The 15,192-nt window shown below is 71.8% G+C and carries 14 protein-coding genes; 8 read left to right on the top strand and 6 right to left on the bottom strand.

The window, feature by feature from the left end:
• Window positions 1-17 precede the first annotated feature (17 nt).
• Together ACQPWZ_RS22660 and ACQPWZ_RS22655 are read right to left on the bottom strand one after the other, a co-directional pair.
• Window positions 18-971 (bottom strand): DeoR/GlpR family DNA-binding transcription regulator, encoded by a 954-nt coding sequence (locus tag ACQPWZ_RS22660; RefSeq protein ID WP_313944500.1) that lies wholly within the window; start codon window positions 969-971, stop codon window positions 18-20.
• A gap of 143 nt (window positions 972-1,114) precedes the next feature.
• Window positions 1,115-2,554 carry an NAD(P)H-quinone dehydrogenase gene (locus ACQPWZ_RS22655; protein WP_313944501.1) on the bottom strand — a complete coding sequence of 480 codons (1,440 nt, stop codon included), beginning with the start codon at window positions 2,552-2,554 and terminating at the stop codon, window positions 1,115-1,117.
• Between the two features lie 536 nt (window positions 2,555-3,090).
• On the opposite strand from ACQPWZ_RS22655, the gene ACQPWZ_RS22650 reads away from it, so the two are divergent.
• From ACQPWZ_RS22650 to ACQPWZ_RS22635, 4 genes are all read left to right on the top strand, one after another.
• Entirely contained in the window at window positions 3,091-3,528 is a 438-nt protein-coding gene (locus tag ACQPWZ_RS22650; protein ID WP_313944502.1) for a gamma-glutamylcyclotransferase, read from the top strand.
• A gap of 122 nt (window positions 3,529-3,650) precedes the next feature.
• Window positions 3,651-4,481 carry a purine-nucleoside phosphorylase gene (locus ACQPWZ_RS22645; protein ID WP_340474967.1) on the top strand — a complete coding sequence of 277 codons (831 nt, stop codon included), beginning with the start codon at window positions 3,651-3,653 and terminating at the stop codon, window positions 4,479-4,481.
• Between the two features lie 107 nt (window positions 4,482-4,588).
• A complete protein-coding gene (locus ACQPWZ_RS22640; RefSeq protein WP_340474965.1) occupies window positions 4,589-6,238 on the top strand; it encodes a phospho-sugar mutase in 1,650 nt (549 codons plus the stop codon).
• A 154-nt stretch (window positions 6,239-6,392) separates the two neighbouring features.
• Window positions 6,393-7,598, top strand: coding sequence for a hypothetical protein (locus tag ACQPWZ_RS22635; RefSeq protein ID WP_383243880.1), 1,206 nt, complete (start codon window positions 6,393-6,395; stop codon window positions 7,596-7,598).
• Window positions 7,599-7,602: 4 nt separating this feature from the next.
• On the opposite strand, the gene ACQPWZ_RS22630 is transcribed toward ACQPWZ_RS22635, so the two are convergent.
• Window positions 7,603-7,983, bottom strand: coding sequence for a hypothetical protein (locus ACQPWZ_RS22630; RefSeq protein WP_433572249.1), 381 nt, complete (start codon window positions 7,981-7,983; stop codon window positions 7,603-7,605).
• 136 nt (window positions 7,984-8,119) lie between these two features.
• The gene (locus tag ACQPWZ_RS22625) at window positions 8,120-8,749 is read right to left on the bottom strand and encodes a PH domain-containing protein (RefSeq protein ID WP_433572248.1); all 630 of its coding nucleotides are present in this window, start codon (window positions 8,747-8,749) and stop codon (window positions 8,120-8,122) included.
• A 737-nt stretch (window positions 8,750-9,486) separates the two neighbouring features.
• Between ACQPWZ_RS22625 and deoC the strand changes: the two genes are divergently transcribed.
• From deoC to ACQPWZ_RS22610, 3 genes are read left to right on the top strand one after another with little or no spacing between them, the layout of a single operon-like run.
• Complete coding sequence (deoC, locus tag ACQPWZ_RS22620) at window positions 9,487-10,434, top strand: deoxyribose-phosphate aldolase (RefSeq protein WP_356701590.1); 948 nt, start codon at window positions 9,487-9,489, stop codon at window positions 10,432-10,434.
• Window positions 10,435-10,440: 6 nt separating this feature from the next.
• Entirely contained in the window at window positions 10,441-11,880 is a 1,440-nt protein-coding gene (locus ACQPWZ_RS22615) for an aldehyde dehydrogenase family protein (protein WP_433572247.1), read from the top strand.
• A complete protein-coding gene (locus tag ACQPWZ_RS22610; RefSeq protein ID WP_405572213.1) occupies window positions 11,873-12,787 on the top strand; it encodes an aldehyde dehydrogenase family protein in 915 nt (304 codons plus the stop codon). The genes ACQPWZ_RS22615 and ACQPWZ_RS22610 overlap by 8 nt, the downstream gene beginning before the upstream one ends.
• Window positions 12,788-12,891: 104 nt before the next feature.
• Here the strand turns inward: ACQPWZ_RS22610 and ACQPWZ_RS22605 are convergent, their stop codons facing one another.
• Complete coding sequence (locus ACQPWZ_RS22605; RefSeq protein ID WP_433572246.1) at window positions 12,892-13,302, bottom strand: hypothetical protein; 411 nt, start codon at window positions 13,300-13,302, stop codon at window positions 12,892-12,894.
• Window positions 13,303-13,427: 125 nt separating this feature from the next.
• Between ACQPWZ_RS22605 and ACQPWZ_RS22600 the strand changes: the two genes are divergently transcribed.
• Window positions 13,428-14,069: a hypothetical protein gene (locus ACQPWZ_RS22600; RefSeq protein ID WP_340474956.1), complete on the top strand. Its 642-nt coding sequence runs from the start codon at window positions 13,428-13,430 to the stop codon at window positions 14,067-14,069.
• Between the two features lie 207 nt (window positions 14,070-14,276).
• On the opposite strand, the gene ACQPWZ_RS22595 is transcribed toward ACQPWZ_RS22600, so the two are convergent.
• Window positions 14,277-15,011, bottom strand: a complete 735-nt coding sequence (locus ACQPWZ_RS22595; protein WP_313944512.1) for a SigE family RNA polymerase sigma factor — start codon at window positions 15,009-15,011, stop codon at window positions 14,277-14,279.
• Between the last annotated feature and the right edge of the window lie 181 nt (window positions 15,012-15,192).

Here is a 15,192-nt window from a genome sequence, read left to right as displayed (position 1 = left end):
ACCTGCGCGGCGAGGACCTACCTGCGGCGGAGGTCCGCCACCCTCGCCGCCCGCTCCACACCGGGGTCGGGCGCGAGCGCTCCGGCCGCGCTGCGCAGCTGATGCCCCGGCCCGCCGCGGGTGCGGCGCTGTCCCGGGAGCGGCACATCACGGCGGGGCGGGCGGCCGGGGGCCGTCTCGGCGGCCCCTGCCGCACCGGCCACGGCGATCTGCACCCCCTGGTCGGCGAGCGCCTGGAGCTCGGTGGCCGCACGGTCGTCGTGGGCCGGCGGCTCGTCCGTGACCAGCCTGGTGATGACGTCCGTCGGCACGGTCTGGAACATGGTGTCGGTGCCCAGCTTGGTGTGGTCCGCGAGGACCACCACCTCGGCCGCGGCCTGCACCAGCGCCCGGTCGACGCTCGCGGAGAGCATGTTGGAGGTGGACAGACCGCGCTCGGCGGTGAGCCCGCTCCCGGACAGGAAGGCACGGGAGACCCGCAGTCCCTGGAGCGACTGCTCCGCGCCACTGCCGACCAGTGCGTAGTTCGAGCCACGCAGGGTCCCGCCGGTCATGACGACCTCGACGCGGTTGGCATGGGCCAGCGCCTGGGCGACCAGCAGGGAGTTGGTGACAACGGTCAGCCCCGGAACACGCGCGAGCCGGCGGGCCAGCTCCTGCGTGGTCGTACCGGCGCCGACGACGATGGCCTCGCCTTCTTCGACGAGGCCCGCGGCGAGGTCGGCGATGGCCGTCTTCTCCGCGGTGGCGGACAGGGATTTCTGCGGGAAGCCGGACTCTCTCGTGAATCCGCCCGGCAGTACCGCACCGCCGTGGCGGCGGTCGAGGAGTCCTTCTGCCTCCAGTGCCCGCACGTCCCGACGTACGGTCACTTCGGAGGTCTGGACGACGCGGGCGAGCTCACGGAGCGACACGGCTCCGTTGGCGCGCACCATTTCGAGGATCAATTGGCGACGTTCTGCAGCGAACACGAAACTGACAGTAACCCCACCGGCCGATAGTTTTCAGCACTATGCGCCGAATAGCAGAAGTTGCCCCTATCGGAGTTCGGCAAGTGGTATAGGCGGAGCCGAAGTTGACCGCCGGTGCGCCAAGTGCCCGGGGTTCTTCGGATTTACGCCTCGCCGGCCGTCTTCCGGGTGTGCAACTGGCGTGCCACCTCCGCGATCGACCCCGACAGAGAGGGGTACACGGTGAAAGCGTTTGCGATCTGTTCGACCGTCAGATTGTTGTCGACCGCGATCGAGATGGGATGGATCAGCTCGCTCGCACGCGGCGCGACCACACAGCCGCCGACCACGATGCCCGTGCCGGGCCGGCAGAAGATCTTGACGAAACCGTCGCGGATGCCCTGCATCTTCGCGCGCGGGTTGCGCAGCAGCGGCAGCTTCACCGAACGGGCGTCGATCTTGCCCGCGTCCACGTCGGCCTGGGTGTAGCCGACGGTCGCGATCTCCGGGTCGGTGAAGACGTTCGACGAGACCGTCTTGAGGTTGAGGGGCTGCACCGCGTCGCCGAGGAAGTGGTACATCGCGATCCGGCCCTGCATGGCGGCGACCGAGGCGAGCGCGAAGACGCCGGTGACGTCACCGGCCGCGTACACGCCCGGGGCGCTGGTGCGCGAGACCTTGTCGGTCCAGATGTGGCCCGAGTCCCTGAGCCGTACGCCCGCGTCCTCCAGGCCCATGCCCGCGGAGTTCGGGATCGCGCCGACCGCCATCAGACAGTGCGAGCCGGAGATGACCCGGCCGTCGGAGAGCGTGACCTCGACCCGGTCGCCGACGCGCTTCGCGGACTCGGCGCGGGAGCGGGCCATGACGTTCATGCCGCGGCGGCGGAAGACGTCCTCGAGGACCGCGGCGGCGTCCGGGTCCTCACCGGGCAGCACGCGGTCGCGGGAGGAGACGAGGGTGACCCGGGAGCCGAGCGCCTGGTAGGCACCGGCGAACTCGGCACCGGTGACACCGGAGCCGACCACGATGAGCTCCTCGGGGAGCTCGTCCAGGTCGTACACCTGCGTCCAGTTCAGAATGCGCTCTCCGTCGGGGAGGGCGTCCGGGATCTCCCGCGGATGGCCACCGGTCGCGATGAGCACGGCGTCGGCGGTGAGCGTCTCCTCGCTCCCGTCGGCGGCGCGCACGATCACCTTGCGGGAACCGTCCATCGCCTGCTGGCCCTCCAGCCGGCCGCGGCCCCGCATCACGCGTGCGCCCGCCCGGGTGACGGAGGCGGTGATGTCGTGGGACTGGGCGAGTGCGAGACGTTTCACACGGCGGTTGACCTTGCCGAGGTCCACGCCGACCACCCGGGCGGCCTGCTCGATGTGCGGGGTGTCGTCGGCGACGATGATGCCCAGTTCCTCGTACGAGGAGTCGAAGGTGGTCATCACCTCGGCCGTGGCGATGAGGGTCTTGGAGGGCACACAGTCCGTCAGTACGGATGCGCCGCCGAGGCCGTCGCAGTCCACGACGGTCACCTCCGCGCCGAGTTGGGCGCCCACCAGGGCCGCCTCGTATCCGCCGGGTCCGCCGCCGATGATCACGATCCGGGTCACAGGGGTTACGCCTCGCGCTCTCGTTACTGCCGGGTGGGGTGTCCCGCTGGGCTGGAGTACGTACTCCATTGTCCCGCACGCTTCAACCCGCTCACTCCCGGGGCCTCCCATGCGGGAAGGCGTCCACCCCGAGTGTCCCGGAAGATCCCCCCACCGCCCACCACGCGGGACAAGGACCCGCAGCCCAGGAACCCGGCAGCCGCATGCCCTGCATCCGAACCGGCTCAGGTTCGCTTCCGGGTACGCATCAACGGGTCGCGTCCTCGACCCCGGCAGGGGGCGTGCAGGGTCGTCCCCGCAGGGGATCGGCGGCAACACCCGGGTACGCAAGGCAACACAGCTGTACGCCGCCGACCCCGAGGAGTCGAGCCCGGAGGGCCCCCCGGACCCGACGCGGGACAAGGACCCGCAGCCCAGGAACCCGGCAGGGGGACCCGCACCACCGCCGTCCACCCACCGGACAGAACCCACCACGCCCCCTGGCCCACCTCGTCCCCAGGACCCCGCACCGGCGCCCCTCCCGTACCCTCAATCCCATGTCGCTCTACGCCGCGTACGCCGGCAACCTCGACGCGCGGCTGATGTCCCGCCGCGCCCCGCACTCCCCGCTGCGCGGCACCGGCTGGCTGAACGGCCACCGGCTGACGTTCGGCGGCGAGCAGATGGGCTGGGAGGGAGCGCTGGCCACGATCGTGGAGGCGCCGCGTTCCCAGGTCTTCGTCGCGCTGTACGACATCGCCCCGATGGACGAGGACTCGATGGACCGCTGGGAGGGTGTCGGCATGGACATCTACCGGCGGATGCGGGTCCGCGTGGACACCCTGGACGGCGAGGAGCCGGCGTGGGTCTACGTGCTGAACGGCTACGAGGGCGGCCTGCCGTCGGCGCGCTATCTCGGCGAACTCGCGGACGCGGCCGACTCGGCCGGCGCGCCTCACGACTATGTGATGGAGCTGCGGAAGCGGCCCTGCTGACGGCCGCGCCGGGCACCGGGGCGGCCACGGAGCGTGTTCGTCGGAAACGACAAGACAACGATCCGAAGACCGTACGCTGCGTCATCTACGCGCGTAGGAAATCACCGGCTACCCTCATTCGCGTGAACGCATCAGTGAACCCGGACCTCAACGGCGTCTCCGCCGACCCCCTTGCCGCGGCCGACTCCGCCGCCGCCCGCCTGCGCGAGCTGACCGGCGCCGAGACACACGACGTAGCCCTGGTGATGGGCTCGGGCTGGGCTCCGGCCGTCGACGCGCTCGGTGCTCCCGAGGCCGAGTTCCCGGTCACCGAACTGCCCGGTTTCCCGCCCCCGGCGGTCGAGGGCCACGGCGGCAAGATCCGCTCGTACCGCATCGGCGGCAAGCGCGCGCTCGTCTTCCTGGGGCGTACGCACTACTACGAGGGCCGCGGCGTGGCCGCCGTCGCACACGGTGTGCGCACCGCGGTGGCCGCGGGCTGCAAGACCGTCGTCCTGACCAATGGCTGCGGCGGTCTGCGCGAGGGCATGCGCCCCGGGCAGCCGGTGCTGATCAGCGACCACATCAACCTGACGGCGACCTCCCCGATCGTCGGCGCGAACTTCGTCGACCTGACCGACCTGTACTCGCCGCGGCTGCGCGCGCTGTGCAAGGAGATCGACTCCTCGCTGGAGGAAGGCGTCTACGTCCAGTTCCCCGGCCCGCACTACGAGACGCCGGCGGAGATCAACATGGTCCGCGTCATGGGCGGCGACCTGGTCGGCATGTCGACGGTGCTCGAGGCGATCGCGGCCCGCGAGGCGGGCGCGGAGGTGCTGGGCATCTCCCTCGTCACCAACCTGGCGGCCGGACTGACGGGCGAGCCGCTCAACCACGAAGAGGTGCTCCAGGCGGGCCGCGACTCGGCGGCGCGCATGGGTTCGCTGCTGACGAGGGTCCTGGACCGGATCTGACATCTGTCGCCTCCGGGGACCCGGGTCCCCGGAGAACGGCCTTCGGCCGTGTCCTTCATCGCCGGCCGGGCCGGAGTTCCCCCGACCCATCACGAGAGGCACACACCGTGACGCAGGACCTCATCGCCCGGGCCGAGGCCTGGCTGGCCGAGGACCCGGACAGCGAGACCCGGGACGAGCTGCGCAAGCTCATCGAGTCCCGGGAGACCGACGAGCTCGCGGCCCGGTTCGCGGGCACGCTCCAGTTCGGCACCGCCGGTCTGCGCGGCGAGCTCGGCGCCGGGCCCATGCGGATGAACCGCGCCGTCGTGATCCGCGCGGCCGCGGGCCTCGCCGCGTACCTCCGCGCCAAGGGCGAGAACGGCGGCCTCGTCGTCATCGGCTACGACGCCCGCTACAAGTCCGCCGACTTCGCGCGCGACACCGCGGCGGTCATGGTCGCCGCCGGCCTCCGGGCGGCCGTGCTGCCGCGTCCGCTGCCGACTCCCGTACTCGCCTTCGCCATAAGGCAGCTGGGCGCCGTCGCGGGCGTCGAGGTCACCGCCAGCCACAACCCGCCCCGCGACAACGGCTACAAGGTCTACCTCGGCGACGGCTCGCAGATCGTGCCGCCCGCCGACGCGGAGATCGCCGCCGAGATCGACGCGATCCGCAGCCTGCACGACGTACCGCGCGCCGAGTCCGGCTGGGACGTCCTCGGCGAGGAGGTCCTGGAGGCCTATCTGGCGCGTACGGACGCCGTGCTGGCCGCCGGGTCCCCGCGGGGGGTCCGCGTCGTCCACACGGCCCTGCACGGCGTCGGCACGGAGGTCTTCACCGCCGCCTTCGCCCGGGCGGGCTTCCCGGACCCGGTCCTCGTCGCGGAGCAGGCCGAGCCCGACCCCGCGTTCCCGACCGTCGCGTTCCCGAACCCCGAGGAGCCGGGTGCGATGGATCTCGCCTTCGAGACCGCGCGCCGCGTCCGGCCGGACATCGTCATCGCCAACGACCCCGACGCCGACCGCTGCGCCGTCGCCGTGCCCGACGACAGCGCAGCCGGCCAGTGGCGCATGCTGCGCGGCGACGAGGTCGGCGCGCTGCTCGGCGCACACCTCGTCCGCAAGGGCGCGACGGGCACCTTCGCGGAGTCGATCGTGTCCTCGTCCCTGCTGGGCAGGATCGCGGAAGCCGCCGGGCTGCCCTTCGTGGAGACGCTCACCGGCTTCAAGTGGATCGCCCGCGCCGAAGGCCTGCGGTACGGCTACGAGGAGGCGCTCGGCTACTGCGTCGACCCCGACGGCGTGCGCGACAAGGACGGCATCACCGCCGCGCTGCTCGTCGCCGAGCTGGCGTCGGAGCTCAAGGAGCAGGGCCGCGGACTGACCGATCTGCTCGACGACCTGGCCGTCGAACACGGTCTGCACGCCACGGACCAGCTCTCGGTGCGGGTCGAGGACCTGAGCATCATCGCGGACGCGATGCGCCGGCTCCGCGAGCAGCCGCCCGCCGAACTGGCCGGACTGCGGATCACCAGCGCCGAGGACCTGAACCGCGGTACGCAGAGCCTGCCGCCGACGGACGGGCTGCGGTACCACCTCGACGGCGAGTTCACCGCCCGCGTCATCGTCCGCCCGAGCGGCACCGAGCCCAAGCTCAAGTGCTACCTGGAGGTCGTCGTCCCGGTCGCGGACGCGGCCGCGCTGCCCGCCGCGCGCGAGCGGGCCACCGAGGTGCTGACGGCGATCAAGCGGGACCTCTCGGCGTCCGCCGGCATCTGACGGCGGGCGGACCCGCGCTGGGCTCAAGGCTCCGCGCGGGGCCGCCCGTACGGGTGAATCTCGTACGGCGTGGCGGCAGCCCGCCCCGCTCCCCGGGGCCGTCCGGGCAAGGGTGTGACCCGGTAGCGCACGCCGAGTCCCAGGAGCAGCCGCCGTGTCTCCCGCCGCGACCGTCCACGCATTCGTCCCCGCCTCCCGCCGGCCACCGGCCCCGGGGCGCGGGGACGCACCCGGCGCGGGAAGCCGGGTGCTGCGCTCGCTGCGGCGCGCGGCCCCGGCGCTGACCGTCTATCTCGCCGTCCGGCTGTGCGGGCTGCTGGCCGTCGCCCGCCTCGCCCACGCCAAGGGCCACGGCATCTGGCCGACGCTGGCCACGTCCTGGGACTCCGACTGGTACCTCGGCATCGCCGAGCACGGGTACACCGACCGGCTCGGCACCGCGGTCAACGAGAACAATCTCGCCTTCTTCCCGCTCTATCCGACGCTGGTGAAGGCGGTCGCGGCGGTCACGCCCGGCTCACGCGCCTCGGTCGGGCTGATGCTCGCGATCGCCTGCTCGTTCGTTGCCGCGTGGGGCGTCTTCGCGGTCGGCGACCGGCTCCGCGGACGGCGGGTCGGCACCCTGCTCACGGTCCTGTGGGGCACGTTGCCGGTCGCGATGGTGCAGTGGATGGGCTACACGGAGTCGCTGTTCACGGCCCTCGCGGCCTGGGCGCTGTACGCGGTGCTCACCGGCCGCTGGCTGTGGGCGGGTTCGCTCGCGTCCCTGGCGGGCCTGACCCGGCCCACGGGCATCGCGGTGGCGGCGGCCGTCTGCCTCGCCGCGCTGCTCGCCGCCCGGCGCGACCCCGGCGTCCGCACGACGGCCGTGGCGGGCGCGTGCCTGGCGCCGCTGGGCTGGCTGGGGTTCGTCGCCTGGGTCGGGGTGCGGGTGGGCCGCGTGGACGGCTACTTCGCCGTGCAACGGCTGTGGAAGAACGACTGGGACGGCGGCCGGGCGACCCTGCTGGAGCTGCGCCAGCAGCTGATCTACATGACCCGGCCCCAGCTGTTCGTCCTGGCCGTCTCGGCGGTGCTGATCCTCTCCGTCGTGCTCTACCTGCTGTGCGCGGTGGACCGGCAGCCGCTGCCCCTGCTGGTGTTCACGGGCGTACTGCTGCTGGTGGTGCTCGGCAGCGGCGGCGTCTACTTCCCCCGGGCACGCTTCCTGCTGCCCGGATTCCCGCTGCTGCTGCCGGTGGCCCAGGCGCTGGCCCGGGCCCGGCGCAAGGCGACGGTCGCCGTCGTGCTGGGCACCTCGACGCTCATGTCCGCGTGGCTGGGCGCGTACATGCTGCTGGTCTGGAGGGGGCCGCCGTGATCCGTCAGCCATGTCCTGTGACGGCCGGCTCCGCGAGGAGCAGGCGGAAACGCTGCTGTGCGGCGCGGCAGGTCGAATGGCGTTCGTAGGCCCGTCCGGAGACGGCCGCGGCCCGGCCGTCGGCGTCGCGGAGCAGCCACACCCAGCCGTTGCCGTCGGGGGTGTGCTGCACCCCGCCGGTCATGGCGGCGTGCCCGGCGCACAACGACGCGAACGCGGCGGCGCACGAACCGTGATCGCCGAACGTGGTCGCCGACACGGCCACCACGCGCCCGTTCGGGGCGATCAGCCGCCAGCCGTAACGCCCTGCGCCGTCGACGTCGATCCGGCACCTCGTCCCGGACAACGCCGCTGTCCAGCTGCCTTCGTCGGCTCGCCCGACCATGCCTCACCCCCACTGCGTCGGCAGGGGCAATCTATGGACGCGTACGGGAGGGGTGGGGCCGAACAGGGGAGGTGGAGCCGTCCTTCATCCGGGCGTTGCCCCTCGGCCGCCCCCAGGCCATCGCCCGGTGAGCGGGTCAGACCGCCAGCAGCACGATGAGCAGGACGAGCCCCGCGAGAGTGGGCGCGAGCAGCTCGTACGCCCAGCGGACCTGCATCTGCCCCTGCGCCTCGGGCCTGGAGGCGTTGCGCTCGGCCATCTCCCGCAGATCGGCGACGGTCTGATCGGCCGGCGCCAGACGTGCCTTGTCGCTCACGTCGGCGTTGACGGACGTCCGCCCGTGCGGATCGTCGTGCGCCCGCTGCATCTGCCGCCGCGAGACCCGCTTGCGCTGCCGCAAGGACACGGGCACGGCCCACAGCTGGACCTTCTTCCCGTCCTGCGTGAACACCTCGCTCGAGAACGACGCCCGCACATCGGCGACGTCCGCCCAGGGAAGAGTGATCGTCCGGGAGGGGTTCCTGACCCGCAGCCGGTCGTCGTTGGCGAAAACGGCGGGCCGCATCGTGAACGCGACGACGACGGGCACGACGAGCAGGGCCCCGGCGAGGGCGATCCAGGGGGTGCGCCCCTCGCCCCGGACGAGAGCGTCCCCGGCGATCCATGCGACGAGGGCGAGCAGCAGCACTCCACCGCCCATTCCGGCGGACGACCGGAAGACACGGTCGGCGTAGGTGTTCTCGGCGGGAGTCGGCGAACTGCTCATCCCCCGATTCTGCCGCACCCTCGCCTGCCGCTGCGCCCCACACCCCCTGACCGTCCCTGTCGGGTGAAGGCGGACGAAGGTGTTCCCGCGGGGCTGAGCCCCACACCCCCACTGCGGCAGCTTCGCGCCGCATGGCCGGCTGTCCCTGCCTGGTGCGGGTGGACGGGTGTTTCTGTGGGGCTGCGCCCCACACCCCCTGCGTAGCGGCAGCTTCGCGCCGCGGCGGGCCGGCCCCCTGCCCCGTACAGGTGGACGAACTCGTTCCTGTGGGCTGCGCCCCACACCCCCGCTGCGGCGAGTGGGCGGCCACGCCGATGTGGGTGAGGGGGGAAGAAGGGGTCAATTGCTGCCGCCGAACGGGCTCGGGTTCGCTTCCGGGTGGGCATCAACGGGTCGCGTCCTCGACCGCTCGGCAGGGGGCGTGCAGGGTCGTCCCCGCAGGGGATCGGCGGCAACACCCGGGTGACCAAGACAACACAGCTGTACGCCGCCGACCCCGAGGAGTCGAGCCCGGAGGGCCCCCGGACCCGACGCCGCACAAGAACCCGACGCCCCAACGCCCGGGCCCGCCCCAGGAAAGCCGCGCCGCACGACGACCCCAAGGCCCAAGCACCCGCCCGGCCCCGCCCCGCCCCAGGGACCCGACGCCGCACAACGGCCCAAGCCCCCCTCCGCACACAACCACCCCCTCCCCCTGTACAGGTCGCTACGCGCGTAGATATGCTCATCTGGTGACCATGCCCACCACTGCACCTGCATTCGCCGACGCGACGGCGTCCGACACTGCGCTGCGCCGCTTCCTGCACGGGCTTCCCGGCGTCGACCCCGTCGGCCTCGAAGCGCGCGCCGCGTCCCTCGGTACCCGTTCGATCAAGACCACGGCCAAGGCTTACGCCATCGACCTGGCCATCTCCATGATCGACCTGACGACGCTCGAAGGCGCGGACACCCCGGGCAAGGTCCGGGCGCTCGCCGCCAAGGCCGTCCGTCCTGATCCGACCGACCGCGGTACCCCGGCGACCGCCGCCGTCTGTGTCTACCCCGACATGGTCGCGACCGCCAAGGCCGCCCTTCAGGGTTCGGACGTCAAGGTCGCCTCCGTCGCCACCGCCTTCCCCGCCGGCCGCGCCGCCCTCGACGTGAAGCTCGCGGACGTCCGCGACGCCGTCGCCGCGGGTGCGGACGAGATCGACATGGTCATCGACCGCGGCGCGTTCCTCGCCGGCCGGTACCTCAAGGTGTACGAGGAGATCCGCGCCGTGAAGGAGGCCTCCGGCGCCGCCCGCCTGAAGGTCATCTTCGAGACCGGCGAGCTCTCCACGTACGACAACATCCGCCGCGCCTCCTGGCTCGGCATGCTCGCGGGCGCCGACTTCATCAAGACGTCGACGGGCAAGGTCGCGGTCAACGCCACCCCGTCGAACACCCTGCTCATGCTCGAGGCCGTTCGCGACTTCCGGGAGCAGACTGGGGTACAGGTGGGCGTGAAGCCCGCGGGCGGCATCCGTACCAGCAAGGACGCGATCAAGTTCCTCGTCCTCGTCAACGAGACCGTCGGCGAGGACTGGCTGGACAACCACTGGTTCCGCTTCGGTGCGTCGAGCCTGCTCAACGACCTGCTGATGCAGCGCCAGAAGCTGGCCACCGGCCGCTACTCCGGCCCCGACTACGTCACGGTGGACTGAGACCCCATGGACAAGCAGACATTCGCATACGCGCCGGCTCCCGAGTCGCGTTCGGTCGTCGACATCGCGCCGTCGTACGGCCTGTTCATCGACGGCGAGTTCACCGACGCCGCCGACGGCAAGGTCTTCAAGACCGTCTCGCCGTCGACCGAGGAGGTCCTCGCCGAGGTCGCCCAGGCCGGCACCGAGGACGTGGACCGTGCCGTGAAGGCCGCCCGCAGGGCGTTCGAGAAGTGGTCCGCGCTGCCCGGCGCCGAGCGCGCCAAGTACCTGTTCCGCATCGCGCGGATCATCCAGGAGCGCAGCCGCGAGCTCGCCGTCCTCGAGACGCTGGACAACGGCAAGCCGATCAGGGAGACGCGTGACGCGGACCTCCCTCTGGTCGCCGCGCACTTCTTCTACTACGCGGGCTGGGCCGACAAGCTCGACCACGCGGGCTACGGCTCCAACCCCCGCCCGCTCGGCGTCGCCGGCCAGGTCATCCCCTGGAACTTCCCGCTGCTGATGCTGGCGTGGAAGATCGCGCCCGCGCTCGCCACGGGCAACACGGTGGTGCTGAAGCCCGCCGAGACGACCCCGCTCTCCGCACTGTTCTTCGCCGACATCTGCCGTCAGGCGGGCCTGCCGAAGGGTGTCGTCAACATCCTTCCCGGCTACGGCGAGACCGGCGCCGCGCTCGTCGAGCACCCGGGCGTCGACAAGGTCGCCTTCACCGGCTCGACCGGTGTCGGCAAGGCGATCGCCCGGCAGATCGCGGGCACCGGCAAGAAGGCCACCCTGGAGCTCGGCGGCAAGGGCGCCAACATCGTCTTCGACGACGCCCCCATCGACCAGGCCGTCGAGGGCATCGTCAGCGGCATCTTCTTCAACCAGGGCCAGGTCTGCTGCGCCGGCTCCCGGCTGCTCGTCCAGGAGTCGGTCCAGGACGAGGTGCTGGACTCGCTGAAGCGCCGGCTGTCCACGCTGCGTATGGGCGACCCGCTGGACAAGAACACCGACATCGGCGCGATCAACTCCGCGGAGCAGCTGGCGCGGATCACCGCGCTCGCCGAGACAGGTGAGGCCGAGGGCGCCGAGCGCTGGTCGGCGCCCTGCGAGCTGCCCTCCTCGGGTTACTGGTTCGCGCCGACGCTGTTCACGAACGTCACGCAGGCGCACACCGTCGCCCGCGACGAGATCTTCGGCCCGGTGCTGTCGGTGCTCACCTTCCGTACGCCGGACGAGGCGGTCGCGAAGGCGAACAACAGTCAGTACGGCCTCTCCGCCGGCATCTGGACGGAGAAGGGCTCGCGCATCCTCGCGGTCGCGGGCAAGCTCCGCGCGGGCGTGGTGTGGGCCAACACCTTCAACAAGTTCGACCCGACCTCGCCCTTCGGCGGCTACAAGGAGTCGGGCTTCGGCCGCGAGGGCGGCCGCCACGGTCTGGAGGCCTACCTCGATGTCTGACGTGACTCGTCTGAGCGTCTTCAAGACCTACAAGCTGTACGTCGGGGGCAAGTTCCCCCGCTCCGAGAGCGGCCGGGTGTACGAGGTGACGGCGAAAACATCAGCCGCGGATGCGGCGGGCAAGGGCACGTGGCTGGCCAACGCGCCCCTCTCCTCCCGCAAGGACGCCCGTGACGCGGTCGTCGCCGCGCGCAAGGCGTTCGGCGGCTGGTCGGGCGCGACCGCGTACAACCGCGGTCAGATCCTCTACCGCATCGCGGAGATGCTGGAGGGCCGGCACAAGCAGTTCAGCAACGAGGTCGCGGCCGCCGAGGGGCTGTCCAAGTCCGCGGCGTCGGCCATCGTGGACGCGGCGATCGACCGCTGGGTCTGGTACGCGGGCTGGACGGACAAGATCGCCCAGGTCGTGGGCGGCGCGAACCCGGTCGCGGGTCCGTTCTTCAACCTGTCGACTCCCGAGCCGACCGGTGTCGTCACCGTGCTCGCGCCGCAGGAGTCGTCGTTCCTCGGCCTGGTCTCGGTGATCGCCCCGGTCATCGCCACGGGCAACACCGTGATCGTCGTGGCGAGCGAGAGGGCACCGCTGCCGGCGCTTTCGCTCGGCGAGGTGCTGGCCACCTCGGACCTGCCCGGCGGTGTGGTCAATGTGCTCTCCGGCCGTACGGCCGAGATCGCGACCCCGCTCGCCTCGCACCAGGACGTCAACGCCATCGACCTGGCCGGCGCCGACGAGATGCTGGCGAGGGAGCTGGAGATCGCGGCCGCGGACAACCTGAAGCGGGTTCTCCGTCCCCAGGCTGTGGATTACGCGGCCGACCCGGGCACGCACCGCATGACCGCGTTCCTTGAGACCAAGACGGTCTGGCACCCGACGGGTTCCCTCGGCGCGTCCGGCTCGGCCTACTGAGCGGATCCGCCTCCCCGATCAGGAGCCCCCTGCCGTCCCGTCCGGCGGCAGGGGGCTCCTCTCCTGTCCGGTCACGCACAGCGGGCCGGACAGGGGAGAGGTGCTCAGAGCGGGAGTGCTCCCACGACGCCGCCGACCACCGGCAGGTCCTCGATCGCCGCGCCCGACGCGAGCGGCCCGGTGGCGGCGGTGGTGGAGAGCGGCTTGAAGTCGGCGACCTGGGTGGCGACTCCATTGGCCAGCGGGTCGACTCCGGTGTTCGCCAGCGGGTTCAGCTGGAGGCTGCGGAGCTGGGTGATGCCGGTGACCGAGTTGGTGACCACACCGGTCAGCCCGGCGGCCGGGCCGGCGTCCTGCCCGGCCGGCAGAGCGGCGCCGAGGGCATCGAGGCCCACGGGCGCCGCCGGTGCCGCATGGGCGGCACCGGCGGCGCCGAGGGCCGCGGCCACCGCCGCGACGGTCAGACCTGCGCCGAGGGCGAGCCGCCGGGACTGGGGAGCTGCGTGACGTGCCATGGGATTTCCTGACTGGACGAGACGAGTAATCGGTTGGGCACGCAGCGTAGTTGAGGTGTGATGCCGATACCAACGTCCGACCCGAGGGGTCCCCTTCACGGGTCAATGCGTCACACTGGTGTCCCGTGAGCTCATCCCCCATACCGACTCGTGTCGTGCTGCTCTCGGGCCCCTCAGGATCCGGGAAGTCGTCCCTCGCCGCCCGTACGGGCCTGCCCGTGCTGCGCCTCGACGACTTCTACAAGGAGGGTGACGACCCGACGCTTCCGTCGGTGGAGGGCACCTCCGACATCGACTGGGACTCCCCCGGGTCGTGGGACGCGGACGCGGCGGTGGCCGCCGTGGTGGAGCTGTGCCGTACGGGACGGACGACCGTTCCCGTGTACGACCTCGCCACCAGCGCGCGCGTGGGCCGGGATTCGCTCGACATCGGACGCACACCGCTGTTCGTGGCGGAGGGCATCTTCGCGGCGGACATCGTGGCGCGGTGCCAGGACCTCGGCGTGCTGGCGGACGCGCTCTGTCTGCGCGGGCGGCCGTCCACGACCTTCCGGCGCCGTCTGGTGCGGGATCTGCGCGAGGGCCGCAAGTCGGTGGGCTTCCTCGTGCGCCGCGGCTGGCGGCTCATGCGGGCCGAGCGGGGCATCGTGGCGCGGCAGCGGGAGCTGGGCGCGTATCCGTGCGGCAAGGACGAGGCACTCGGCCGGTTCGCGGCCGCGGCGGCCGGCCGCTGCCGCCGGGCACCCGCGGCCCGCACGTCCGCGTAACACCCGCGACCCGCACACCCGCGTAACGCGCCCCACCGCGGCAGCTGTTCGCACAGGCCCGAACACGACGGAGCGGGGCCGGACAAGACCCCCCGGCCTGTCCGGTCCCGCTCCGTTTCCCCCGTGGGTCCCCCGTGACCCCCGTGATCCCCCACTCCCGCCGTCTCCCCCGAAACGGCGGCCCCCTTCTCTTTCCCCCCAGTACCTTCAGGCCACGAGCTCGCCGAAGGACTCCTCCTCGTCACGGCCGAAGCTGAGGACCTCGTCCTCGCGCAGCCGGCGGAGCGACCGCCAGATGCTCGACTTCACCGTGCCGACACTGATGTCCAGGATCTCCGCGATCTCCGGGTCGGTGCGGCCCTCGTAGTAGCGAAGGACCAGCATCGTCCGCTGGAGTTCGGGCAGCCTGGCCAGCGCCTGCCACAGCACCGCACGCAGCTCCGTGCCCCGCATCGCGTCGGTGTCGCTCGCCGTCTCCGGCAGCTCCTCCGTGGGGTACTCGTTGAGCTTGCGCCGGCGCCAGGCGCTGATGTGCAGATTGGTCATGGTCCGGCGGAGGTAGCCCCCGACCGCCGCCTTGTCACTGATCCGGTCCCAGGCCCGGTAGGTCGAGAACAGCGCGCTCTGCAGCAGGTCCTCGGCCTCGAACCGGTCACCGGTGAGGTGGTAGGCGGTGGCGTACAGGGAGGAGCGGCGCTCCTGCACGTAGGCGGTGAACTCCGCCTCCGACAGTCCTGCCTGCTCCCCCGAGCCCTCCCCGTACGCCGCTCCGCTGCCCCCCGTGGGCACGTCAACGACCGTCATGTACGACGGCTTGTGCTGACGCCCGGCGCCGCGAACGCACCCCCGCCCGTTCACGGCGCCGGACTTCTCCGGTCCCCTCACGACGTCATGGAGACGCGTGACAACTGCGCTTGAGTTGGTGCTGTGCAGTGCGTTCATCTCGCGCCCCCCGTCGGTGGAGTCTGTTTCCGTCCGTGTGCCAAAAGCTTGCCCAGGCGATTTCATGGCGGTGTCCGCCGACTGTCACAGGCCTGTCACAGGGGCCACCGGACCCGTCCCGGACCCGCTGCGCCACCGGTTCGCAAAGCTCTCTTTACGCCTCTCACAAGGGGAGGAAGGG

The organism is Streptomyces sp. CA-251247, from assembly GCF_050952975.1.
Lineage (GTDB): Bacteria > Actinomycetota > Actinomycetes > Streptomycetales > Streptomycetaceae > Streptomyces > Streptomyces achmelvichensis.
The sequence above is the reverse complement of the archived record's forward strand: the minus strand, read 5'-3'. Positions and strand labels throughout refer to the sequence as shown.

Excerpts from the sequence above, each read along its gene's own strand:
- ACQPWZ_RS22650 (WP_313944502.1), top strand. The coding sequence starts at position 3,091 with ATGTCGCTCTACGCCGCGTACGCCGGCAACCTCGACGCGCGGCTGATG.
- ACQPWZ_RS22630 (WP_433572249.1), bottom strand. The coding sequence starts at position 7,983 with ATGGTCGGGCGAGCCGACGAAGGCAGCTGGACAGCGGCGTTGTCCGGG.
- ACQPWZ_RS22625 (WP_433572248.1), bottom strand. The coding sequence starts at position 8,749 with ATGAGCAGTTCGCCGACTCCCGCCGAGAACACCTACGCCGACCGTGTC.
- deoC (WP_356701590.1), top strand. The coding sequence starts at position 9,487 with ATGCCCACCACTGCACCTGCATTCGCCGACGCGACGGCGTCCGACACT.
- ACQPWZ_RS22615 (WP_433572247.1), top strand. The coding sequence starts at position 10,441 with ATGGACAAGCAGACATTCGCATACGCGCCGGCTCCCGAGTCGCGTTCG.
- ACQPWZ_RS22610 (WP_405572213.1), top strand. The coding sequence starts at position 11,873 with ATGTCTGACGTGACTCGTCTGAGCGTCTTCAAGACCTACAAGCTGTAC.
- ACQPWZ_RS22605 (WP_433572246.1), bottom strand. The coding sequence starts at position 13,302 with ATGGCACGTCACGCAGCTCCCCAGTCCCGGCGGCTCGCCCTCGGCGCA.
- ACQPWZ_RS22595 (WP_313944512.1), bottom strand. The coding sequence starts at position 15,011 with ATGAACGCACTGCACAGCACCAACTCAAGCGCAGTTGTCACGCGTCTC.